This window comes from Pseudomonas sp. PDM28 (assembly GCF_019219115.1).
Lineage (GTDB): Bacteria > Pseudomonadota > Gammaproteobacteria > Pseudomonadales > Pseudomonadaceae > Aquipseudomonas > Aquipseudomonas laurylsulfatiphila.
The window spans coordinates 85,691-107,405 of the sequence record NZ_JAHUWG010000013.1 but is presented as its reverse complement, the minus strand read 5'-3'; the positions used below and the strand labels follow the sequence as shown (position 1 = coordinate 107,405).

General features: G+C 59.6%; 19 protein-coding genes and 1 pseudogene. 10 read left to right on the top strand and 10 right to left on the bottom strand.

Annotated features, from left to right (window positions below; translation table 11 throughout):
* Window positions 1-48 precede the first annotated feature (48 nt).
* Both KW841_RS27130 and KW841_RS27125 read left to right on the top strand, forming a co-directional pair.
* Window positions 49-801 (top strand): SDR family oxidoreductase, encoded by a 753-nt coding sequence (locus KW841_RS27130; protein ID WP_218480415.1) that lies wholly within the window; start codon window positions 49-51, stop codon window positions 799-801.
* Between the two features lie 44 nt (window positions 802-845).
* Window positions 846-1,259, top strand: a complete 414-nt coding sequence (locus KW841_RS27125) for a cupin domain-containing protein (protein WP_007979246.1) — start codon at window positions 846-848, stop codon at window positions 1,257-1,259.
* Between the two features lie 403 nt (window positions 1,260-1,662).
* On the opposite strand, the gene KW841_RS27120 is transcribed toward KW841_RS27125, so the two are convergent.
* From KW841_RS27120 to KW841_RS27095, 6 genes are all read right to left on the bottom strand, one after another.
* Window positions 1,663-2,406, bottom strand: coding sequence for a hypothetical protein (locus KW841_RS27120; RefSeq protein ID WP_218480414.1), 744 nt, complete (start codon window positions 2,404-2,406; stop codon window positions 1,663-1,665).
* A 312-nt stretch (window positions 2,407-2,718) separates the two neighbouring features.
* A complete protein-coding gene (locus KW841_RS27115) occupies window positions 2,719-3,042 on the bottom strand; it encodes a hypothetical protein (protein WP_218480413.1) in 324 nt (107 codons plus the stop codon).
* 289 nt (window positions 3,043-3,331) lie between these two features.
* Window positions 3,332-4,024 carry an RES family NAD+ phosphorylase gene (locus KW841_RS27110; RefSeq protein WP_217835656.1) on the bottom strand — a complete coding sequence of 231 codons (693 nt, stop codon included), beginning with the start codon at window positions 4,022-4,024 and terminating at the stop codon, window positions 3,332-3,334.
* Window positions 4,018-4,422, bottom strand: a complete 405-nt coding sequence (locus tag KW841_RS27105) for an antitoxin Xre-like helix-turn-helix domain-containing protein (RefSeq protein WP_218480412.1) — start codon at window positions 4,420-4,422, stop codon at window positions 4,018-4,020. Before KW841_RS27105 ends, KW841_RS27110 begins: the two co-directional genes overlap by 7 nt.
* Window positions 4,423-4,543: 121 nt before the next feature.
* Window positions 4,544-5,737: a Fic family protein gene (locus KW841_RS27100; protein ID WP_218480411.1), complete on the bottom strand. Its 1,194-nt coding sequence runs from the start codon at window positions 5,735-5,737 to the stop codon at window positions 4,544-4,546.
* 206 nt (window positions 5,738-5,943) lie between these two features.
* Window positions 5,944-7,440: a methyl-accepting chemotaxis protein gene (locus KW841_RS27095; RefSeq protein ID WP_218480410.1), complete on the bottom strand. Its 1,497-nt coding sequence runs from the start codon at window positions 7,438-7,440 to the stop codon at window positions 5,944-5,946.
* Between the two features lie 496 nt (window positions 7,441-7,936).
* Between KW841_RS27095 and KW841_RS27090 the strand changes: the two genes are divergently transcribed.
* Complete coding sequence (locus KW841_RS27090; protein ID WP_218480409.1) at window positions 7,937-10,843, top strand: multicopper oxidase domain-containing protein; 2,907 nt, start codon at window positions 7,937-7,939, stop codon at window positions 10,841-10,843.
* Here KW841_RS27090 and KW841_RS29840 read toward each other — a convergent pair.
* Window positions 10,840-11,046 (bottom strand): annotated as a pseudogene (locus tag KW841_RS29840) (hypothetical protein); the annotation flags it as partial. The gene KW841_RS27090 and the pseudogene KW841_RS29840 overlap by 4 nt on opposite strands.
* 234 nt (window positions 11,047-11,280) lie before the next feature.
* On the opposite strand from KW841_RS29840, the gene KW841_RS27085 reads away from it, so the two are divergent.
* Entirely contained in the window at window positions 11,281-11,571 is a 291-nt protein-coding gene (locus KW841_RS27085; protein ID WP_218480458.1) for a hypothetical protein, read from the top strand.
* The gene (locus tag KW841_RS27080) at window positions 11,571-11,843 is read left to right on the top strand and encodes a hypothetical protein (RefSeq protein ID WP_218480408.1); all 273 of its coding nucleotides are present in this window, start codon (window positions 11,571-11,573) and stop codon (window positions 11,841-11,843) included. Before KW841_RS27085 ends, KW841_RS27080 begins: the two co-directional genes overlap by 1 nt.
* A 254-nt stretch (window positions 11,844-12,097) precedes the next feature.
* On the opposite strand, the gene KW841_RS27075 is transcribed toward KW841_RS27080, so the two are convergent.
* Window positions 12,098-12,370, bottom strand: a complete 273-nt coding sequence (locus tag KW841_RS27075; RefSeq protein ID WP_007976567.1) for a hypothetical protein — start codon at window positions 12,368-12,370, stop codon at window positions 12,098-12,100.
* Window positions 12,371-12,812: 442 nt separating this feature from the next.
* Between KW841_RS27075 and KW841_RS27070 the strand changes: the two genes are divergently transcribed.
* The 3 genes from KW841_RS27070 to KW841_RS27060 all read left to right on the top strand — a co-directional run bounded on the left by KW841_RS27070 (window position 12,813) and on the right by KW841_RS27060 (window position 15,703).
* Window positions 12,813-14,171: an MATE family efflux transporter gene (locus tag KW841_RS27070; protein ID WP_102699132.1), complete on the top strand. Its 1,359-nt coding sequence runs from the start codon at window positions 12,813-12,815 to the stop codon at window positions 14,169-14,171.
* A gap of 153 nt (window positions 14,172-14,324) precedes the next feature.
* Window positions 14,325-14,996 carry a phosphoribosyltransferase gene (locus tag KW841_RS27065; RefSeq protein WP_218480407.1) on the top strand — a complete coding sequence of 224 codons (672 nt, stop codon included), beginning with the start codon at window positions 14,325-14,327 and terminating at the stop codon, window positions 14,994-14,996.
* A gap of 137 nt (window positions 14,997-15,133) precedes the next feature.
* A complete protein-coding gene (locus KW841_RS27060) occupies window positions 15,134-15,703 on the top strand; it encodes a YceI family protein (protein WP_218480406.1) in 570 nt (189 codons plus the stop codon).
* Window positions 15,704-15,934: 231 nt separating this feature from the next.
* On the opposite strand, the gene KW841_RS27055 is transcribed toward KW841_RS27060, so the two are convergent.
* Window positions 15,935-19,312 (bottom strand): Ig-like domain-containing protein, encoded by a 3,378-nt coding sequence (locus KW841_RS27055; RefSeq protein WP_218480405.1) that lies wholly within the window; start codon window positions 19,310-19,312, stop codon window positions 15,935-15,937.
* A 280-nt stretch (window positions 19,313-19,592) separates the two neighbouring features.
* Between KW841_RS27055 and KW841_RS27050 the strand changes: the two genes are divergently transcribed.
* Entirely contained in the window at window positions 19,593-20,315 is a 723-nt protein-coding gene (locus KW841_RS27050) for a GNAT family N-acetyltransferase (RefSeq protein ID WP_218480404.1), read from the top strand.
* Window positions 20,316-20,407: 92 nt separating this feature from the next.
* Here the strand turns inward: KW841_RS27050 and KW841_RS27045 are convergent, their stop codons facing one another.
* Window positions 20,408-20,848: a hotdog fold domain-containing protein gene (locus KW841_RS27045; RefSeq protein WP_102702839.1), complete on the bottom strand. Its 441-nt coding sequence runs from the start codon at window positions 20,846-20,848 to the stop codon at window positions 20,408-20,410.
* Window positions 20,849-21,013: 165 nt separating this feature from the next.
* Here KW841_RS27045 and KW841_RS27040 point away from each other — a divergent pair, with 165 nt between their 5' ends.
* Window positions 21,014-21,634 carry a TetR/AcrR family transcriptional regulator gene (locus KW841_RS27040; RefSeq protein ID WP_218480403.1) on the top strand — a complete coding sequence of 207 codons (621 nt, stop codon included), beginning with the start codon at window positions 21,014-21,016 and terminating at the stop codon, window positions 21,632-21,634.
* Window positions 21,635-21,715: the final 81 nt, after the last annotated feature.

Below are 21,715 nucleotides of genomic sequence, written 5' to 3'. Positions count from 1 at the left end.
TCTCTCCATACCGACGCAATGGTTGCCGTCGACAAGTGGAGAACAGTCATGAAGATCGTCGTCATCGGAGGCTCCGGCCTCATCGGATCGAAACTTGTGAACACCCTTCGCGAGCGCGGCCATGATGCGCTCGCCGCCAGCCCCAGCACGGGCGTGAACAGCATCACCCGCGAAGGCCTGGCCGAAGCGATGGATGGTGCTGATGTGGTGGTCGACGTGGCGAACGCGCCGTCGTGGGAAGACCAGGCCGTTCTCGATTTCTTCCAGACCTCCAGCCGTAACCTGCTGGCCGCCGAAGCGGCTGCCGGGGTTCGTCATCACGTGGCCCTGTCGATTGTCGGCAGCGAACGGCTTCCCGATACCGGTTATTTCCGGGCCAAGGTCGCGCAGGAGGCCCTTATCAAGGCGTCCAGCATTCCCTACACCATTGTGCGTGCCACGCAGTTCTCCGAATTTGCCGGCGGCATTGTCCAGTCGTTCGCCGTTGGCGATGAGATTCATGCGTCCCCGGCGCTGATCCAGCCGATAGCGTCCGACGACGTGGTAGCGGCGCTGGCCGATGTCGTGCTGGCAGCACCACTCAATGGCACCGTTGAAGTCGGCGGTCCGGAAACCATGCCGATCGACGAACTGGCCAGGCGCTATCTGCGAGCCACCCAGGACAACCGCAAGGTCGTGCCGGACGTACATGCCCGTTACTTCGGCGCCGTGCTCAACGATCAATCGCTGGTCACCGGCAAGAACGCACGCCTGGGGGCGATCCGCTTCGACGACTGGCTGGCCCGGTCGACAGCGCAGTAACGCATCGCACCCTCACATATACCTACCCATCCAGGAGAAATCCCATGGTTACCCGATTGCTAATGGCCGCTGTCTTCGCCGCGCTCTCGATCAGCGCCGCCTCGGCCGCCGAGCCGCCCCCCGGCAAGGTGACGGTGGTGTTCGACCGTCCCATTCCCAACATCCCCGGCAAGAGTATGAGAGGCGTGGTCGTCGAGTATGGGCCGGGTGCCGCGTCACCGGCCCACACCCATCCAAAAACGGCCTTCATCTATGCAACGGTGCTGGAAGGCTCGTTTCGCATCCAGGTCAAAGGCCAGCCGGAAAAGATCTACAAGGTCGGCGAAAACTTCGTAGAGGAGCCGGGCTCCGTGCACCTGGTCAGCGCCAACGCCAGTGACACCCAACCGGCACGCCTGTTGGCGGTGTTCGTCCTCGACACCGAGGAAAAGGTGCTCGTCACCCCGATCAAGCAGTGAGCCGATCACCCCCCTCATGAAGGCTCGACAGCCGGGCGGCAGACCCAGATCGAGCATCACGCCGTCACCAACGGCGTGGTCCTGGGCAACTACGTCATTCCGGGTGGCCACGCGCTCATCGAGCGGCTGACGACTACAACCGCGATGCTGGCGGGGAAGGGCATGGACCCGGTGACCGCCGGCCGCGCCCATCCTGGTCGGCATCAAGATTGACCTGGCGCGCTATGCGAAAGTGCATGAACAACGGACGAATTGATCACCCACACGAAAAAGCCCGGCGGTTGAGGCCGGGCTTTTCGTTGAGTCCTGCGGTAAAGCACTGCATTCAGACAGCGCGGCTTTCGATCAGACGGTCGGAGCCACCTTCGGCGAATACAGGTTGAGCAGAAGTTGCAGTCGAGCGTTACAACACCTTCAGAACCAGAGGCAAGGAGTCGAAAATATAGTCTTCCGGGTTGTCACTAAAAGAGCTGAAACGAACTTCTCCGCCTGCCTCTTTGAATTTTAGTACCTCAGGTACTACGACCGTTTTCTCGTCACTTTCCGGCTTCCATCTCTCAATATAAAGGATTCGGCCATCCCGACCGTAGCTCGTCCAGGTGCAGTTAATTGTCCAATTGGGACTGAGTCGAATGGTCAATCCATCAGGGTAATCATGCTGCGAGTTCAGATTTCCATCTTTGGCTTCGGGGGCCTTTGGGGCAGGGATCACGGAGCCCGCTAACTTGACGGAAGTGACGGTGGTTGATTCGGAAGGCTGCGAGGGGCCACCAGCGGCAGGGAAGACCTTGTACGTGACCTGAAACGTTCCAATATTTTCGATGAAGTAGCACACAAAGCTCTTCGGCACTCTGATGTCGATAAAGGATTCAGGATCGCTGACTTTCACCTCGGTTGAGTATTTTTTCACTATTTCGGTTGAAGTGTTCTCCCAAGTCAGCTTTATGCGATCGCCGCGCGCCATGCCCGGATAGACCGCCAGTCGAGTAATCGCCCCCGACTCTTCGATCTCGCCTTCATAAAGAATGGTGGTACGTTCATCCCGCTCCATCACCATGGGCGCAGGCAGGAGTTCGACGCTGCCCGTGCGGGACCTGTCGTTTTCGAGTTTGGTCTTGCGAATCGCATTGTTTTGAAATTCGTTCACGGTGGAAACTCCAAAGAGAAGATTCGATTGGTTCAATTCATCGCAAGGAGTGGAGCAAATCCAACCCCCCCTGTAGTCGACAGGTTCATTAAGGGGCAGAAGTGGTGGCGTAACAACTGTAATAAATGACAGGTTATTCTTGAAAAGGGGGCCGTTTGTCGCGGGGATACACCCTTCAATCCTGAATGAAAGAAGAGCAGGCGCTACACGGGGGGGCGCTGAAATAGTTGGGACTGATTTATTTTATGTACACGAAAAAGCCCGGCGCTTGAGGCCGGGCTTTTCGTTGAGTCCTGCGGTATAGCCCTGCATTCAGACAGCGCGGTTTTCGATCAGGCGGTCGGAGCCACCTTCGGCGACGCGGTTTTCGATCAGACGATCCGAGCCGCCTTCGGCGACGCGGTTTTGCAGCAGCTTGTCGGAGCCGCCTTCGGCAACACGTTTTTCCAGCAGGCGATCCGAACCGCCTTCGGCCACACGATTCTCGATCAGGCGATCGGAACCACCCTCGGCCACACGGCTTTCAATCAGACGATCCGAGCCGCCTTCAGCGACCACAGGTTGAGCATAAGTTGCGGCAAAAGCGTTAACTGCGAAAACCGAGAAAGCGATGCTGAGGAGGGTCTGGCGTTTCATGATGGTGTGCTCCGGGGTGCTTATGGGTGGGTATGGAGCAGATGTTACGCCGGGGATTTTTTAAGAGAACTTCATTGAACTGATGGTGACTATCGATGCAGTCAATGGATCGAGCACCGCACATGCAGGTACCGCTTTTTGTGGCGAGGGGGCTTGCCCCCGTTCGGCCGCGAAGCGGTCGCAAGAGAGGAAAATGCGTTCTGTCAGGAAAAACACCGTCGTTGATCTCAGGCCCGCTGCGCGGTCCAACGGGGGCAAGCCCCCTCGCCACAGGGTCATCGCAAGGCAATCAGGCTTCGCTGATCTGGCTCACGCTGGTGATCTGCCCATTCCACACCATCTCGTAATGCGCCGTCTGCACAATCGACGAGACCGGCCTCGGCGTCATCAACGCCCAGCAATGACTGCCCGGCATGCGCACCGAGTGATAACGCAAACCGGGACAACCGGCGTCCCGCACCGCCCGCCCCAGCACGCGGGAATGGCTGTAATCGTCCGACGCATACACCGGATCGGTCAGCGGCAGGGCGGTGGCGTCCTTCATCCCGCCATCGCCAAAGGCACAGGCCAGCCCGCGAAACACAAACCGCTCATAGTTCAGGCTCGGCACCTTCGACCAATACAGAGCCTGGTGATGCCGCACTTCGGCCAACGCCGCTTCCATCGAATCCGCCAGGTACAACACCCCGAAACTGCCGTCACTGAAGCGCGACCCCGCCGGATTGACATGGGTAAACGGCGCGATGGCGTAAGAGCAGCCGGCAATCCCGAACGGGATCTCGCTGCGTGCGATCAACTCCAACTGACCCACTTCATTCTTCAACCGCGGATTGGTCAGCGCCTGAATCTCGAACAGCACCTCAAACTCATCCGCGTCCGCCACGTCATCAAACAACGCAATCGGCGGAAACTTCGAATTGACCAGGCGATAGGCCTGCAACGACTGACCGGCAAACACCGCCAGCTCACTCGCCATCACCATTGCGCACCCCGCAACATGTCGATGCGGCGGAAGGTTTCATACAGCGCAATCATGTCGCCCTGGGCCATGATCTCCAGCGGGCTGCGGCCATTGAAAAATTCGTTGTCGTTGGCCATCGAGGCAAAGCCGTACACGTTGTCCGGGTTGTCGAACACCAGGCGCAGGGTGGCGTGAATGTTCAGCACAAAGCTGATGCGCTGCATCTGGTCCGCATCCAGTGCCACCGCCCAGTCCGGGTCACGCTGACGGGCGCGGGTGTAGGTGCTGCGGGAAATGCGCAGGATGCGACAGGCCTGGTCACTGGTGGCCTGCCACTTTTCCAGAATGCTCACCGCAGCGCGCAGGCCGGTGACGCATTGGTTCTTGCTGAAGGATTGGGCTTGGGCGGGGACGGCCATGTTTTTGTCCTTATGATGCATCTATAGATTCAAATTTAGACTTAATGAGTCTGTAGAGCAATTTCGTGCGACAGGTGGCCTTGGCGTGCCTCTGCATCAGGGCCGCTATCTTGCTGAGGCGCTACTGAAAACGTCGATGCAAGTCTGGAAAGACATCCTGGGCAAACCAGGCGGGCAGGCCGGGGGTCACGATTCTGGATTTTGGCGTTCGGCTTTCCACCAGGCCGACTTTTACAAGCCTGGATAACTCGTCAATCGCCGGGCGCGGCGTCAGGCCGGTGAACGTCTTGATTTCATTGCGCGGCAAGCTGCCCTGAGTGATTAGCGCGATGATCGCGGGTGCACTTTCCGGACGGATACCTTGCTGTAGAAGTCTCTCGTTGTAGCGAAACGCGCGTATGACACGCTCACGCAGTCGGGCTGGGTCCACTGCGGCAATCATGTAGTCGACCTGGTCGTGACAAACCTGCAGCATGAACTCAATGAATTCGAAATAACGTCGCTGGGACAATTGACCCCGTCCGTCCAAATCACCTTCTCGTGCGCGGTCGGCCATGGTCAGGGCGCTGTAGTAATCCTGATGCCGTCGAGCAAGGCCGCGTGACAGTGACCAGAGGGTTGGCTCCAGCCCCAGATGTACCAACTGCAAATGAGTGATCAGGCGCGCAACCCGACCATTCCCGTCGGTAAAGGGGTGAACCCAGGCGAGCCGATGGTGGTAGGCAAGCGAAGAAATCAGCTGGCGGCGAGGGTCCATCTGCCGGCCAAACCCTGACTGAAGGTGTCGCAGCATCGCCTCGACAACTGTAGCGTCCGGCGCATCATGATTGCCGACGATCACGTTTTGACCCGTGACCGACCGAAGTATGCCGGGCTGCATGATTGAGCCATCTGACAATGTACGTTCTGCGTCACTGGCGCCGCGAAAAAGCCGGTTATGCGCAGCGCTCACGAACTCGGGTGCGAACATGTCGCCCCAGGTAAAGGGGCCTCGCTGGCGCAACGTCCGCTCAAACAAGGCTTGCACCGCCATTTGTTCAACCGCCAGGCTTTTGAGCCGCTTGCGATCTTTGACCGGCGCCGTTTGTGCTATCTGCATATCCGCAGGCTCGGTGTATTGCCCCTCGATCAGGTTCGAGTAGTACGTATTGGTGATTTGCAGGAGACGGCCGAGTCGTGCGGCGGTTTCAGGCGGTAGTCGCCCGGCTAGAAACTGGGTCTTTCTGGGCAATGCATCGGCAAGATCAATGATCGATGGAGGCAGTAATTCTGGAAGAACCGGGTCCAGCCAGGATTTTGATGTGATTAAGGACATGGCAGTTCGTTTCGTCAGAGTTATCTTCACATTTTATTTCACATAGGTAATCGTTTAACAAGCCTTATTTTGTTGGGTTTTTTGTGGAAATGTGAGGGTTATTAATTGATCTGTCTTCACATTTTATTTCACAAATTTATTTGAAAAACTCCAGAATTCGGAAGTGCCGATCGCTATCGAGTACAAATTGGGCACCCACGGCTCCATCACTGATGAAACGTGCGCCCCAACGCATCCAGCCGAGTCGCAATAGGCGGCAAGCGCCGACTGCTCGACGCCAGCGTCTGCACATCATCCGCCGTGTTCTGCGCGATGCCCTGCACCGACTGCAAGCGCCCGACAATCTCGACACTCGCCGTGGATTGTTCGCGGGTCGTCGTGAAAATTCGCCCGTTGAGTTCATCGATCTGCGAGATGTCGCTGCCAACCGCCTGCAGCATCGCCGCCGCTAATTGACTGTCCTCGACACAGCGCTCCACACCTTCGCGGCTGTCCTGCATGGCCTCCACGGCTTTGCGGCTGCCTTGCTGTAAGGCCTCGATGATGGTCCGGATTTCCTTGGTTGACACCGCCGTGCGCTGCGCCAGGCTGCGCACTTCATCGGCCACCACCGCAAAGCCGCGGCCTTGCTCGCCGGCACGCGCCGCTTCAATCGCCGCGTTGAGGGCCAGCAAATTGGTCTGCTCGGCAATGCTGCTGATCACCTCCAGCACCGTACCGATCTGCTGCGCCTGCCCGGCCAGCACCTGCACGGTCTGGTTGGTGCCTTCCAGGCGCGAGGCCAGATGGGTGATTTCCTGCCGCGCGCGGTTCACGCTTTCCTGCCCGCGGGTGATCTGCACACTGGCCTGGCCGGCATGGGCAACGGCATGCTCGACATGCACCACGATGTGCTCCATCGCATCACCCATGCGCTGCATCGACCCGGTCATCTGCGCGATTTCCGTCAGCTGATGCCTGGCGCCTTTCTCCAGCGTGTTGCTGGCCTTGGCCAACTCCTGGCCCAACTGACCCAAACCGTTGGAATCACGCACCACCCCGTCCACCAACGCGGTGATCTGCATCAGGAACTGATCGAAACGCTGCGCCAGCGACACATGCACCCGCGCGTGGTCACCCTGACCGGCACCCACGGTGAACTGCGAAGTCGCGGCGAGCATCTTGTCCAGCATGTCCTGGCTCTCTACCGCGTCCGCCTGGCTGTGCACCGCCAGATAGAGCAGCGCGACCGTCTCCATCACCACATAAAAGGCGTGAACGAACACCATCGTCCAGCCACCGTGATGCGCCATCACAAACACCGGAAAACCCTGGTGCTGCAGCACATGGAACACCACGTGATGCAGCGCAATCGTCACCGCCGCCACCAGAATCGGCAGCCAGTCCCGATAAAACGTGAGCACCGCCAACAACGCAAAGATCCCGAAGTGCGACTCAATGACCCCCTCGGCCTGATTGATGTGCAACGCCGCCATCACCATCAAGCCAACACCGAGCAAACAGCGCATCAACCGCGAGCCGCCGATGGCGCGATACAACAGCGTCAACAACAGGCTGGTACCGCCACCCACCAGCAGCGCCTGCTTGAAGGTGTCGTGCCAGAACGCCAGGCCCACCGCGAAAGCGAACATCAGCCAGATCAGGCCCAGCATGATGCGGTCGGCTTTGCGGTAGTGGTCGAGGAAGCGAGGGGGGAAGGGCATGTGCGCTGACTCCATGTAATCGAACCGGGAAGAAGCTGGGGTTGGACTGATACCGGAAGACAAGCCTTTTATCGCTTTAACCATTGAGGCAAATCGGTTGCCGTCATGGTCGAGGTGTAGGTGAGAAATCCTGACGAGTGTAGCTGTTTGCCATCATTCCTGGATGGGTTGGCGGGGCAGGGGCGAACAATGTCAGATTCAGAGGCAAGGAATGCTGAATTGGCGGGGTAGGGGCCACCACACCATCACACCCTGTATCGGGGGAAATTCCCCGTCATCGGGGCTTTCATCCTGGCTTCTCATACGCCTGCCACACGCCAGAAGACAACGGGGGTATGGCCTAGAGCCATTGGTCACCACCTGTCATTTTTGGCAGGGAAGTTGCGTCGTTACCATCCCGGCTCGGAATCAAGCGTTTCGCCAGCCGGGCCAGGCGCATTGGCTCGTTGCTCCTGTCTTGCCACGCGCTCCGTAGAACCCGTCAGAGGTGTTTGCGATGAAACTGGATACCGCAAGGTTGAATCCTGGTGCATTGTCCAAAACCAGACTGGCGCTGAGTATCTCTGCTGCCGCGATCATGCTGGGGCTGGGCTTTTCCCAGACCCAGGCAGCCCCCCTCGACAACACCGATGCACCGCCTCCCACTGACCCGTCGGCGTTCACCAATCAGCCCGCCGACCCCAATGCTGCCTTGAGGGACTTGCTCAAGCTGCCTCGCGCAAACGTAGGCGCCTTCGACCTGCCCAATGGCGTGGTCGGTAACCGCACGACCCCCTTGGCCGACAATGTGCTGCCACCCAATCTGCAAACCAGCTTCAACATCCCCACCAACGGAAATGCCAGCCCTGTGTTCGGGGCTCAGCCGTTCACGCAGAAGCTCGAGCTTTTCGAGGAGTTCGGCTCGAACAAACTGAACGCGGCCGACCCACCGTCACCCGTTCCGTTTCCGGTCCCGACGGTGGGCCCCGCACCGGCGCAAGATCCCTTGAAGGTGGCGCGTAGCGGCCCGTCGCCGGCTGCGCTGGATGTCTTTCTCCGGCAGCCGGCATTGACGCCTTTCCCGACAGAGTTCTCCAATGTGCTGGACCGCAACCCCTGGAAGGCGCAGATCGAGGATTTCCTCAATCGCCGGGTCGATTCGCCCGCAGAAGGCCGGCCGCCGGGAAAAGGCTGGTCGCACCAGTGTTTCAATGAGTTTTTCCCGCGCGACGCCTTCAAGACGGTGCAAGCCGGTGCGCACGTCAACAGCGGCTTGCGTGACCGTATGCAACGGCATAACTACGCCGTGGGGGAATTCGCACCGGGCGGGCTCTATCACAACACCAACGGCAACCCGGCCAACGAGGGCACGACCAAGGGCATTCAAGTGCAGTTTCACCCCAACATGCCTGTGCAGGACCACAATGCGTTGTGGACGTTCGACGGCACCTTCCCGCCCAAACTGCTTCTAGTGCGCTATGGCCAGGCGATGCTGATGCGTCATTACGATGCCTTGCCCATTGACCCGTCGGCCAACCGGGGCTTTGGCTTGCACACCATCACCACCCATGAACATAACGGCCACTCACCTGCGGAAAGCGACGGTTTTACCAACGCGTTCTTCTTCCCGGGGCAGTACTACGACTATCGCTGGCCGATCCAGTTGGCCGGTTACGACAGCATCAACACCAGCGCTCAGGATCCGCGTGCGGCCTTCCCGTGCGATCCCGGTGAAAAGCTTTTCGTCAACGACGCCACCCCCGGCTTCAAGACCTGCGACCACGGCACCATCAAGATCCGTGGCGACTGGCGCGAAACCATGAGCACCCACTGGTTCCACGACCACATGCTCGATTTCACCGCGCAGAATGTCTACAAGGGCAACGCGACGATGATGAACTACTACAGCGCCGTGGACCGTGGCAACGAGACGGTCGACGACGGGGTCAACCTGCGCTTGCCCAGCGGTTCGGCGCTGGGCTGGGGTAACCGCGACTATGACATCAACCTGACGATCGCCGACAAGGCCTGGGACCAGGCCGGCCAGTTGTGGTTCAACCCCTTCAACACCGACGGTTTTCTCGGTGACCAGGTGCTGACCAACTGGGAGTACAAGCCCTTCCTGGACGTGCGTGCCCGGCGCTACCGTCTGCGCATTCTCAATGGCTCGGTTTCCCGCTACTTCAAGCTGGCGCTGGTGCGTCAGGTCAATGGTAATGGTGGCGAGTTTCCCGGCCCGAAAAACTCCGGGGTTTCCTATAACCGGGTGCCGTTCCACATGATTGCCAACGACGGCAATATCATGGAACACGCGGTGCCGTTCGATGGCAGCCTGGACCTCGATGGTGACGGCGACAGGCAGGACAACAATGCCATTTTGCCGATGCTGGGCGTTGCCGAACGCTATGACCTCGTCGTCGACTTCGCGAAAAACGGCATCAAGCCGGGCGACAGGATTTTCTTCGTCAACATCGAGGAGCATGAAAACGGCAAGCGTCCCAATCGTGACATTCCATTGGCGGATGTACTCTCCGAGAGGTACCTGCCCGTCGTCAGGCAAACCAGCCACGGGCCACAGTGGATCAACGGTGACCCGGGCGTGGGCGTGTTCATGCAAGTGAACGTCAAGCCCTACACCGGCCAGGATGTCAGCATGAATCCGGTCGACTTCGAGCCCGCCAAGCCTGGCAAGCCCGAGGGCAGGTTCATGATCCCTTTGCCCTTGCACCGCGACGACCCTGCCGATATCGCCCGGCTCGCCCAGGCGCGGCACCGCACCTTTATCTTCGGCCGCTCCGACGGCACCGACTTTGCGCCCTGGACGATCAAGACCGATGGCGGCCCAGGCTTCAACATGGACCCGCGGCGGATCTCGGCCGCGCCACAACTGGCTACCGGGCCGACACCGGCAGGGTTCAAGGGGGAAGGCACGCTGGAAGTCTGGAAGGTCCAGAACGGCGGCAATGGCTGGGATCACCCGGTGCATGTGCACTTCGAGGAAGCGGTCATTCTCACTCGAGGTGGCAAGACTCCACCGGAATGGGAAAAAGGGGCGCGCAAGGATATCTATCGGATAGGCCCCGATCCGGACAGCGGCGACAATGTCGAAATGGCCATACGCATCCGTGAGTTTGCCGGTACCTACATGGAGCACTGCCACAACACACAGCATGAGGACACCTCGATGCTGCTGCGCTGGGACTCTGAGCACCCGGGCCAGATCCAGTTGATGCCCACGCCATTGCCCAGCTGGGACGGCGTGAAATTCGTGGACTCGGTGGCGTTACCGACCTTCCGTACGGGAGATGGCGTCGGGCCACAGGTCAAGGTCAACAATGACCAGGGAACTAGCAGTGGCAGTGGCAGTGGCAGTGGCAGTGGGAGTAGCAGTGGAAGTGGCAGTGTTAGCGGAGGCAAAGGTTAGCGTCGTCTATCAAGCCACTTTTCTCGTCGGACAAAAACGGGCGCCTTCTGCGCCCGCAACCGCCGACCAATCACATCCATCAAGTCACAACCATCGCGCAATGGAATGACCAGTAGTTTGAAAAAAAACCTACAACGCATCGTGTCGAAACCGATCTCGGATCGGTAGGCGATGCTCTCCAACACCTGTGTAACCGTCCGAACACAACATTCGCCATTGTTTGAAAAACATCGTAAAAATAAATCGGTTTCTTTATTTTGGTAGCTTGCATATATATGGAGGATTTTGTCGGAAGCTGCGGAGATTGTTTGGGTTAATATGATTTTTCGCGCATGACGTATGTGGTTAATATTTAAGTGTTGAAATTTATAAGTTGTTTTTGTATGGCTTTTGCGCTGTCCGTTATATGGAATTCATAATGCTGCATGGAGCGCTATATGCAAGAATCACTTACTCATTTTTCACCTTTAATAACGTCTGAATCTCGGCAGGTTCAAGCTACGGAAGCCCCAATTTTTCCTTCAGGCTTCGATAGTATTTTGTTTTGGGATGGGTTTGTCCCAACGTGCCCGAATGACGACGGTGTTATTTGGAGCAACACTCACGCCACGACGTTGGAGGACTACAAAGTCAAGGATGCTTTTGAGCTGCTCTATACACCTGATGCTATAGACGCGGATGAAAAGCAAAGGGAGCGAGAGTACAAGGAACTTGGAGGGGTAAAATAATGAGCGTCATTGCAACCATCGTGCTTAACGAAAAACCTGAAGAAGTAATTCTGTTTGTAACCAAAAATCAATTAGGTATTTCCTTTCCTCAGCTTGATGGTCTTTATAATCGGGCTAACTGGGCGCATGTGGAGAACAACATAGGGCTATTGAACCTTGTCCATAAAATGTGTGATGCCGGGTTTATCAAATATAGTGGGGGCGGAATTGTGAGGGGGCCCAACTGGAGAGAGCCGGCATTCATGCTCGAAGGCAAATATACCTTTGATTGACAGCACCAAGTGCCTGAACGCAGGTGCCAGAAAGCGGTGACCGTAGCCATCATTTCGTGGCCGTCCGGTTCCCTTGTCCAGTCGTTTAAATCATCGAAGGTTTCCCAGGTTGAGCCGCTACCCGGCGGCTCTTCTCTTTGTTATGGGCATATTGAGTATCTTCGCCTGATTGGTTTTTCGCGGCCTCGAATCAAGCTGACGGGTAACCCCTTTCTGGAGTAGCAATAAAACGGGCGCGAGAGCACCCGTTTTTTTTACTCCGCCACCTGCGCCCGCAACCGCCGACCAATCACATCCATCAAGTCACAACCATCGCGCAATGGAATGACCAGCAGCTTGGAAAAGTCTTCCAGCACCACCGTGTCGCAACCGAGCTCGGAACGGTAGGCGATGTTTTCCAGCACCTGCGTGACTGTCCGAATACGGTAATCGGCCATGGCTTGCAGGACGTCGAGTGGGGCTTGGGTGTCGATGAGCAGGGAGGCCGGAACCAGATCGATTCCGGTGAGGGGCATGTATCGATTCATTGTGAAGATCTCTGTTTGATTGGCTCAAGGCCGTCACTCAGTCGTCGCCAAACGATTGGGTGGCAGCTGTGCGCAGGTTGGCGAACCGGCACAGAGAAAACCGGCAGACCCGAAGGTCTCCCGCGCACAGCCGCCATAACAGCGGCTTTGCGGGTGCGATGATACCTGCAATAAAGCGGATAGCCTTCGCATTCTCTGAGGTCGGGTCGCCAAACCCGTATCGCCATTAGGGCGACGGCGCCGACTATAAGCCGCACGAGATCAGCGCGGGAAGGTGAGGCATTCCGAGCTTTGTGTAGGACCTTTGATGATGAAACTTCAGACCTTTCACCTCAGGTCGCTGGAAATCCCGACACAGACCTGAGAAGGTCATCGCCCCTTGGTTTCAGCCACCCACGCTATCCTTAATCATCGCTCCTGCCGTCGAGATGGATCTTCGCCCATGCAAACCCCCAACCCCCAACGCCCCCTCTGGAAAACCTACCTGTTTTTCCTCGCCCCGATGGTGCTGTCGAACTTCCTGCAATCCATGTCCGGCACGGTCAACAGCATCTACATCGGCCAGATGCTCGGTACCCAGGCGTTGGCGGCGGTGTCGGGGATGTTCCCCATCGTGTTTTTCTTCATCGCCCTGGTGATTGGCCTTGGTGCCGGCGCGGGAGTGTTGATCGGGCAGGCGTGGGGGGCGCGGGAGACGCATCTGGTGAAGGCGATTGCCGGGGCAACCTTGTTGCTGGGGGTGTTGATCGGGTTGACGGCGGCGGTGGTGGGCAGTGTGTTTGCGCGGTCGGCGTTGGTGGGGTTGGGGACGCCGGCGGATGTGCTGGACGATGCGGTGGCGTATGCCCATGTGATGTTGTGGATCATGCCGTCGCTGTTGGTGTTTGTGCTGTTCACGCAACTGCTGCGCGGGGTGAGCGATACCTTGTCGCCGTTGTTGGCGTTGGTGGTGTCGACCATGGTCGGGTTGGCGCTGACGCCGGCGTTGATTCGCGGGTGGTTGGGTTTTGCTCCGATGGGGATTCAGAGTGCGGCGTTTGCCGGGTTGGTGGGTAACCTGGTGGCGATGGGATTGCTGGCGTGGCGGCTGATTGGCAAGGGCCATCCGTTGGCGCCGGACCGCGAGTTCTTTGCGGCGATGAAACTGGACACGGCGATTCTCGGCAAGGTGCTGCGCATCGGTTTGCCCACCGGGTTGCAGATGGTGGTCTTGTCGCTGTCGGAGCTGGTGATTCTGGCGCTGGTGAACCAGCACGGTTCCCAGGCGACGGCGGCCTATGGCGCGGTGACGCAGATCGTCAATTACGTGCAGTTCCCGGCGTTGTCGATTGCGATTACCGCGTCGATTCTTGGCGCGCAGGCGATTGGCGCCGGGCGCATCGAACGCATGGGGCCGATCCTGCGCACGGGGTTGATGATCAATCTGTGCCTGACCGGTGGTCTGGTGGTGCTCGGTTATCTGCTGTCGCATTGGCTGCTGGCCTCGTTCCTCACGGAAGAAGCGACGCGGACCATGGCCCAGCACCTGCTGCACATCATGCTCTGGAGCCTGTTGGTGTTCGGCTTCCAGGCGATCATCGGCGGCATCATGCGCGCCAGCGGCACGGTGATGGTGCCGGTGGCGATTTCCATTGTCTGCGTGGTGGGGATTCAATTGCCGGCGGCCTATCTGCTGGATGCGAAGTTCGGGCTGCAAGGGGTGTGGATGGCGTTTCCGGTGGCGTATCTGGGGATGCTGGTGTTGCAGACGCTGTATTACAAACTGGTGTGGCAGCATCAGAAGATTGAGCGGTTGGTTTAGTTGGTTTTTTGATTGCCTGTTCGCGGTTGTGGTGGTTCAGTGGTGTAGATGTTGACTGTGCTGACGCTTTCGCGGGCAAGCCCGCTCCCACAGGGGTAGCGGTGTTCGTAGTACTTGTGCACGGCAGGCATGCCTGCCTGGGGAGGTTTTCACATGAGCCCCTTGTCCCATTCCATCCTGCAAGACCGGCCGGCAGCCGGGCGGCGTTTGATCGAGCCGCTGTTGCCTTACGCCAATCGCCCCGATGTCATCGTCCTGGCCTTGCCCCGTGGCGGCGTGCCGGTGGCTTATGAGGTGGCCACGGCGCTGAAGGTTCGCCTGGACCTGATGCTGGTGCGCAAGCTCGGCGTGCCGTCCCATCAGGAGTACGCCATGGGGGCGATTGCCAGCGGTGGCATCCAGATTCGTAATGAAGAGGCGCTGCGGGTGCATCCGATTGCCAAGGCTGCATTCGACGCCGTGGTCGAACGGGAAAGCCGCGAGTTGCTGCGCCGCGAGCAGGTCTACCGCGGCACGCGGCACGCGGTACAGCTCAAGGATCAGGTGGCGATCCTGATCGACGACGGCCTGGCCACCGGCGCTTCGATGCGGGCGGCGATCCAGGCGCTGCGGGTGCAGGAACCTGCGCGCATCGTGGTGGCGGTGCCCGTGGCACCGATCGAGACGGTGGAGGCGCTGCGCCGCGAGGTGGATGAACTGGTCTGCCCGCTGATGCCCGAGTGGTTCACTTCGATTGGCCATTGGTACATGGACTTTTCCCAGACATCCGATGCCGAGGTGATCGAGCTGTTGCGGCGGGCGTGGCAACGCGAGGCGTGCGGGTAGCGCTGGCGGCCATCGGCAGGTGGTCGCAAATCAACGGGTGAGGTGGAATAAACGCCGGTTGTTTGCTTTAGTCCATCTGGTGCCGGCCTTTGTGTGCGGCATGTCAACTCAAGACGGGAGTCCTCCCGGAGAGTGCCATGAACCTTCGATCCGCGCGTTGCATCGCTCTGGCCGGCACGTTGGTGTTCGGCCCGGTGCTGTTCGCTGAAGCCGTGGAATACAAGGAGGTCAACGCCAAGGCCAGCACCTTGAGTTTCACCTATCAGCAGATGGGGTCGAGAACCTACGGCACCTTCGGCAAGTTCAAGGCCAATCTCGACTTCGACACCGATAACCCGGGCGCCGCCCATGCCGCACTGACCATCGACCTGAGCAGCATCGATGCCGGCAGCGACGACGCCAACACCGAGCTGCAAAAACCGGCGTGGTTCGACACCGCGACTTATCCGGTGGCGACGTTCGAATCGACGTCCATCAAGGCCCTCGGCAATAACCGATACACCATCACCGGCAAACTGTCCCTGCGCGGGCTCACTCGGGAAGTGAGTGTGCCGGTGCAGCTGAGGTCGGAGAGTTCCATCGGCATCTTCGATGGCCAACTGGTGCTCAAGCGTAACGACTTCAAGATAGGCGAGGGCGAGTGGGCGGACAGTATGGTGTCCAACGAGATCAATATCCGCTTTCGGATGGTGGCGCCGCAGCGGTGACTGGAGGCGGCCTTCGCGAGCAGGCTCGCTCCCACATGTGATCTTTGGTGAACACAATCTCTGTGTACGAAGCCGATCCAATGGTGGGAGCGAGCCTGCTCGCGAAGGCGGCCTGACAGTCAGCGCAAATGCGAGGCACTTTGCGAATAGAACCTCACTCGGCCCACCGTACGATCGGCAAAAAAAAGCGCCCGGCTCACATTGCATGAACCGGGCGCCGATCAATCCGCTCTAGTGCACTGGCACTGTCACGGTTTTGCCGAAGGCCGACTTGATGGTCGCTGTCGGGCTCGGCGAGGGGGCACTGCCGACGGTCGTCACGGCTATATTCCAGCGCGCGCCTGTAGCCGTAGGCGTCAGGGTGGCGGCGCCAAGGTTCGCCGTACCGGTTGTAGTCGTGACCGTCGCGGTGATGGTATTGCCCGTGCCACGCGAGGTGGTGCCGGACAGCACCCAATACCAGCGGTTGTTGCTGCGGGCGGTGACGGTAGCGCTGGTGACGATCAGGTTCTCGACGACCGCTGCCGAGACCGCCACGGACACCGTTGCCGGTGCCGATTCCGTACCCTTGGCATCGGCGGCCTTATAGGTAAAGGTCGCGGTGAACGGCGCGGGGACCGTGGCCGGTGGCGTGTAGATCACGCGCAGACCATCGGTGCTGACCGTGCCCTTGCCGGAGTCCGGTTGCTCCAGGCCCACCACTTTGAGCGGCACGTTGCCGTCAGGGTCGCTGTCGTTGGCCAGCACGTTGATGGTCACCGGGCCGCTGTTGCTGATGGCGCTGTCGGGGTTGGCGATCGGCAGTTTGTTATCGCCATCAGTGTTGCGAGTATCGCCCGCGCGGAAGGTTGGCAGCGCGGCGGAGTTCACGTAGCTCACGCCGTCCCAGCCGGGCAGGGGCGTTGGCATCAACTGGAACTGGCCGGGGTGCTCGATATCCCAGCGCAGCAACATGGCGTTGTCCTCGTGCTGGGTGTTGTGGCAGTGCTCCATGTAGGTCCCGGCGAATTCACGGAAGCGGATCGCCATTTCCACTTCCTGCGAGCTGTCGATGCCTTCGCCGATGCGATAGACGTCCTTGCGTGCCCATTTTTCCCATTCCGGCGGCGCCTTGCCATCGCGGCTGAGGACGACGCCTTCTTCGAAATGCACGTGTACCGGGTGGCTCCAGCCGTTGCCGCCGTTCTTGATTTTCCACACTTCCAGGGTGCCGTCGCCGGAGAACCCGGCATCGGTCGGGCCGTTGGCCAGTTGCGGCGCAGCGCTGATCCGCCGTGGGTCCATGTGGTAGCCGAAACCGCCGTCGGTCTTGATGGTCCAGGGGGCTTCGTCGGTGCCGTCGGAGCGGCCGAAGATGAACTCGCGATGCCGTGCGACCTTGAGCTTGGCCTGCATCGTTGGATCGTCGCGGTTGATCGTCAGCGGGATCATGACCTTGCCAGCCGCTTTACCCGGTTTGGCGGGTTCGTAGTCGGCAGGGTTCATGCTCACGTCCTGGCCGGCATAAGGCTGCACCACCATTTGCATGAACTTGCCCACCACCGGGTCGCCGGCGTCCCATTCCAGCCCTTTGCTGCCCGACTTGAGCACGGCCTTGTACCTGCCGGACAGCACATCGGCCAGACTCAGCGGTACACTCTCCGGACCCTTGCCGGTCTGGTGCTCCATCAAGTTGACGAAGTACAGCTTGTCACCGACAGAGATTCCGTTTTTCGCGAAGTTGACGATGATGTCGAAACGCTCGGCAATGCCCTGGGTGGGCAGTATCGCGTTGTGGTCCTGCACATCACCGTCACCGTCCAGGTCCATGCTGCCGTCGAACGGCACGGCGTGTTCCATGAGGTTGCCGTCGTTGGCGATCATGTGGAACGGCACGCGGGTATAGGACAGGCCCGAACCGGCCGGGCCGGGGAACTCGCCGCCGGTGCCGACGACTTCACGCACCAGCGCGATCCTGAAGTAGCGCGACACCGAGCCGTTGAGAATGCGGAAGCGATAGCTTCGCGCGCGCACTTTCAGGCGTGGCTGGTATTGCCAGTTGACCAGGATCTGGTCGCCGAGGAAGCCATCGGTGTTGAACGGGTTGAACCACAGCTGGCCATTGGCGTCCCAGGCCTTGTCGGCCACCATCAGATTGACGTCATAGTCGCGGTTGCCCCAGGGCAAGGCCGAACCGCTGGGCAGGCGCAGGTTCACGCCGTCTTCGAAGGCTTCGTTACCGCGGTCCAGGGCGCTGTAGTAGTTCATCATCACCGCGTTGCCCTTGTAGACGTTCTGCGCGGTGAAATCGAGCATGTGGTCGTGGAACCAGTGGGTGCTCATGGTTTCACGCCAGTCGCCACGGATCTTGATGCTGCCGTTGTTGCACGTCTTCAGGCCCGGAGTGGCGTCGTTGACATACAAGGTTTCACCCGGAGCGCAGGGGAACGCCGCGCGTGGATCTTCAGCCTTGGTGTTGATGGTGTCGTAACCGGCCAGTTGCATCGGCCAGCGATAGTCGTAGTACTGGCCGGGAAAGAAAAACGCATTGGCATAGCCGTCGCTTTCGGCCGGGGAGTGGCCGTTGTGTTCGTGGGTGCTGAGAGTGTGCAGGCCAAAGCCCATGTTGGCCGATGGATCGATCGGCAGGGCGTTGTAGTGCCGCATCAGCACCGGTTGGCCGTAGCGCACCATCAGCAGTTTGACCGGAAAGGTGCCGTCGAAGGTCCAGAGCGCCTTGTGGTTCTGAATCGGCATGTTGGGGTGAAAACGCGTGTCGATGCCTTTGGTGGTGCCCGTGGTGGTCGGGATGTCCGAGGTCTGGTAGTAGAGACCGCCCGGCCCGAACTCACCGACCGCGTAGTTGTGCAATTGCCGGCGGTCGCGCATGCCGCCGTTGAGCTTGGCGCCCGCTTGCACGGTCTTGAAGGCGACCTGCGGGTAGAACTCGTTCCAGCGCTGATGGGACCAGCCTTTTCCAGGCGGACGACCTTCAGCCGGCGAGCCGACCGGATGGCGGTTGAGGAAGGCTTCGATCTGCGCTTGCCACGGGTTGCGGTCCAGCACGTTGGAATACTGTGACGGAAACGGGTACAGCCCCGGCTGGCGCATGAAAGCTTCCAGCGTCGTGGCCGAAGGACCACTGCGGGCGATGCTGTTCGGGTCCTGCACGGGCGCCGGGCCGACGGTCGGAGGCGGAAACGTCAGGGGCGGCGCGGGCAGTGTGGGGTCGAGTTTTTCCGTGCCGAACTCTTCGAACAGCAGCAGTTGCTGAGTGTACGGCTGGGCCCCGAACAATGGGCTGGGCTTGCCATTCGTGGGGATCTTGAATGATGTTTGCTGGGCTGGTTGCAGCACGTTGTCGGTCGTTGGCGTGGTGCGGGTGCCGTACATACCATTGGGCAGGGCGATGGCGCCTTGGTCAGCGGGTGGCATGGTCAGAATGGCATCCAGCGCGGCCTGAGGGTCGGCAGGCGGGTTGGTATAAGCCGAAGGATCCGTTGGAGGCGGATAGCTGACATCGTCAAGCGGTGCAGCGTTCACGGTACCGAGGCAGATGTTGATCAGCATCACAGCGGCGATGCCCGGTTTGCTGAAACCGAGCGGTTTGAGGTCAGGCAGGTTTTTCATAGTGTTTCCCTCGGGGCGCGCCGATGTGGCTGACGTACGCAATGCGGCTGATGCAAGAGCTACGCCAATCACGAGGGAGTCTCGGAGGGTGTTGAAGGCTGATTTGTATCAAAACATTGAAGGCTTTTCTGGAGCGCCGAAGTGGGTGGCAATCCTCAGGTTCGGGGGCCTTGACCCACCCATTTCCCCAATCACCTGCCACACCTCAATCACCCTTCGGACCGCAGGTGTCAGGCGCGTTATGATAGGCGGCCCTTGCCTCCCGGAGCCTGTCACCGCAATGCCCCTGATCAGCCACTTCAAGACCCCGTGCCCCGAGCACATCAATAGCCAGATCCTGCAGATGGTGGTCGACAACCTGACCGACATCAGCATGGTCGCGATCCCGCCCAGCAACCTGCTGTACAACCTTTATCAATACGCGATCGGCTATGAGGTGCACCTGTATCTGGAAGCGCTCAACGGTGAAAAAGGCATTGCCGTGGAGTTGATCGTTGCCACTGACGAAGACGATCCGGAAAAGGTGCTCGGCTTTGTGCTGTACCTGCCGGTGCAGGACGACCCCGAGGCGTGTGGCGTGGCGTACATGGCGGTACAGGCCGAGTATCGGCGCCAGGGTGTGGCCCGGCGGATGCTGCGGGAAATGGTCGGCCGCTATCCCCATGCCGAGCTGACCTGCGCGGTGGCCAAGGTGCCGTATTTCGAGGCGATGGGTTTTCAGGTGGTGGGCGTGCGTGCGACCCAGGTGTTGATGAACACCCGCGACCACAGCACCGATGGCTTGATGGCGTTGCTGGACGTGGCGTCGATCTACAGCTCGCTGGAAGTGCGGCAGATTCATACCTACCTGCTGCAAAAGCACGGCAAGCGGGCCATGACCGACGCGGAAAAACAACGCGACCGGCATCTGGACCAGTTGACGCGCAAGGCCAATGAATGTGTGCGCGAGCGCTTGGGTGATGAGGCAGTGCCGGCGACCGGCCCCCGGTTGCGCCTGGTCTGAGCGCACGCTCCCAAACACCACAATTTCCCTGTGGGAGCGAGCAAGCCCGCTCCCACAGGGATTGAGTTGTCCGCGAGAGTACCCGTCAGCGCTTAAGCCAGCTTCACATTCATGGTAATCCGCGCCGTGAACACCTTCTTGCCCTCGGCATCGTGAATGTCCACCGGCACGATCTTGTCGCCTTCGGTGGTCCAGTCCACTGCATCCCCTTCGGCCACCGCCGTCACATCGCTCTTGGCCTTGGCCAGGTATTCCACGGTCATGCCCTTGGGAATCCAGCGCGCGCCGGCGGGAATGGACACGTCGGTCATCATCCCGGCGGCCAGCTCGGCGGCGTTGCACATCGCTATCGCATGCACCGTCCCCAAATGATTGGTGATTTCCCGGGCAAACGGCACCTGCACGGTGGCCGAGCCTTTGCGCAAATCCTGGACCAGCGGGTTGATGGTGGAGAAGTAGGGCGCCACCTGGCAGGCCAATTTGCTGAACGCTTCCGGCCCTGCGCTGTTGAACATGCTGAGGAACTGACTCATTTTTTTGCCTCTTGAGGATGACGGTTTGCAGAACAATCTTCCGTAACAGAATAATGTTCTGTGACGGAACAGTATTCTGGTGAAAGGAAATCTGTCAACCTGACACCACTTGTTCGCTGGCAACCGCCAGCCTCCACCCATGACTTTTCCGGACTGTTTTTCAGCATGGATACCGCCGATCTGCTCGAACGCTGCTACCCCGGACGACGCGCCGAACTCAAGCGCGACATCTTCAGGAAGGCCCTGTGCCTGTTCAACGAACAGGGGATCGAGGCCACCACCATCGAAATGATCCGCGTCGAATGCGATACCAGTGTCGGCGCCATCTATCACCACTTCGGCAACAAGGAAGGCCTGGTGGCGGCGCTGTTTTTTACCGCCCTGGATGATCAGGCGCGTTTGCGCGACAGCTACCTGGCGGATGCACACACCACGCAGGCGGGGGTGCACGCGCTGGTGCACAGCTATGTGGATTGGGTCGATAGCCAGCCGGAGTGGGCGCGGTTCCAGTACCACGCGCGATTTGCCGTCACCAAGGGGCCGTTCAAGGACGAACTCGCCACCCGCAACAAGGCGCGCAACAAGCAGTTGCTGGAGTGGCTGGGGGCACAGGGCAATGAGCTGGGGAGTTTTCCGGCGGAGCTGATACTGTCGCTGATCATCGGCCAGGCAGACAGTTATTGCCGCGCGTGGCTGTCGGGCCGGGTCAAGGGCAGCCCGAGGGCGTACCGGGACATGCTGGCGCAGGCGGCGTGGCGGTCGTTGTGCGCCCCCGAGCCTCAATGAAAATCCCCCTGTGGGAGCGAGCAAGCCCGCTCCCACAGGGGGGAATGTAATGTGTTGATGGGGAGATGGTTTTTCAGGGGC

Bases quoted from the DNA above. Each gene is read 5' to 3' on its own strand.
- KW841_RS27130 (WP_218480415.1), top strand. From the start codon at position 49: ATGAAGATCGTCGTCATCGGAGGCTCCGGCCTCATCGGATCGAAACTT.
- KW841_RS27125 (WP_007979246.1), top strand. From the start codon at position 846: ATGGTTACCCGATTGCTAATGGCCGCTGTCTTCGCCGCGCTCTCGATC.
- KW841_RS27115 (WP_218480413.1), bottom strand. From the start codon at position 3,042: ATGAAACGCCAGACCCTCCTCAGCATCGCTTTCTCGGTTTTCGCAGTT.
- KW841_RS27110 (WP_217835656.1), bottom strand. From the start codon at position 4,024: ATGGTGATGGCGAGTGAGCTGGCGGTGTTTGCCGGTCAGTCGTTGCAG.
- KW841_RS27105 (WP_218480412.1), bottom strand. From the start codon at position 4,422: ATGGCCGTCCCCGCCCAAGCCCAATCCTTCAGCAAGAACCAATGCGTC.
- KW841_RS27100 (WP_218480411.1), bottom strand. From the start codon at position 5,737: ATGTCCTTAATCACATCAAAATCCTGGCTGGACCCGGTTCTTCCAGAA.
- KW841_RS27095 (WP_218480410.1), bottom strand. From the start codon at position 7,440: ATGCCCTTCCCCCCTCGCTTCCTCGACCACTACCGCAAAGCCGACCGC.
- KW841_RS27090 (WP_218480409.1), top strand. From the start codon at position 7,937: ATGAAACTGGATACCGCAAGGTTGAATCCTGGTGCATTGTCCAAAACC.
- KW841_RS27085 (WP_218480458.1), top strand. From the start codon at position 11,281: ATGCAAGAATCACTTACTCATTTTTCACCTTTAATAACGTCTGAATCT.
- KW841_RS27080 (WP_218480408.1), top strand. From the start codon at position 11,571: ATGAGCGTCATTGCAACCATCGTGCTTAACGAAAAACCTGAAGAAGTA.
- KW841_RS27075 (WP_007976567.1), bottom strand. From the start codon at position 12,370: ATGAATCGATACATGCCCCTCACCGGAATCGATCTGGTTCCGGCCTCC.
- KW841_RS27070 (WP_102699132.1), top strand. From the start codon at position 12,813: ATGCAAACCCCCAACCCCCAACGCCCCCTCTGGAAAACCTACCTGTTT.
- KW841_RS27065 (WP_218480407.1), top strand. From the start codon at position 14,325: ATGAGCCCCTTGTCCCATTCCATCCTGCAAGACCGGCCGGCAGCCGGG.
- KW841_RS27060 (WP_218480406.1), top strand. From the start codon at position 15,134: ATGAACCTTCGATCCGCGCGTTGCATCGCTCTGGCCGGCACGTTGGTG.
- KW841_RS27055 (WP_218480405.1), bottom strand. From the start codon at position 19,312: ATGAAAAACCTGCCTGACCTCAAACCGCTCGGTTTCAGCAAACCGGGC.
- KW841_RS27050 (WP_218480404.1), top strand. From the start codon at position 19,593: ATGCCCCTGATCAGCCACTTCAAGACCCCGTGCCCCGAGCACATCAAT.
- KW841_RS27045 (WP_102702839.1), bottom strand. From the start codon at position 20,848: ATGAGTCAGTTCCTCAGCATGTTCAACAGCGCAGGGCCGGAAGCGTTC.
- KW841_RS27040 (WP_218480403.1), top strand. From the start codon at position 21,014: ATGGATACCGCCGATCTGCTCGAACGCTGCTACCCCGGACGACGCGCC.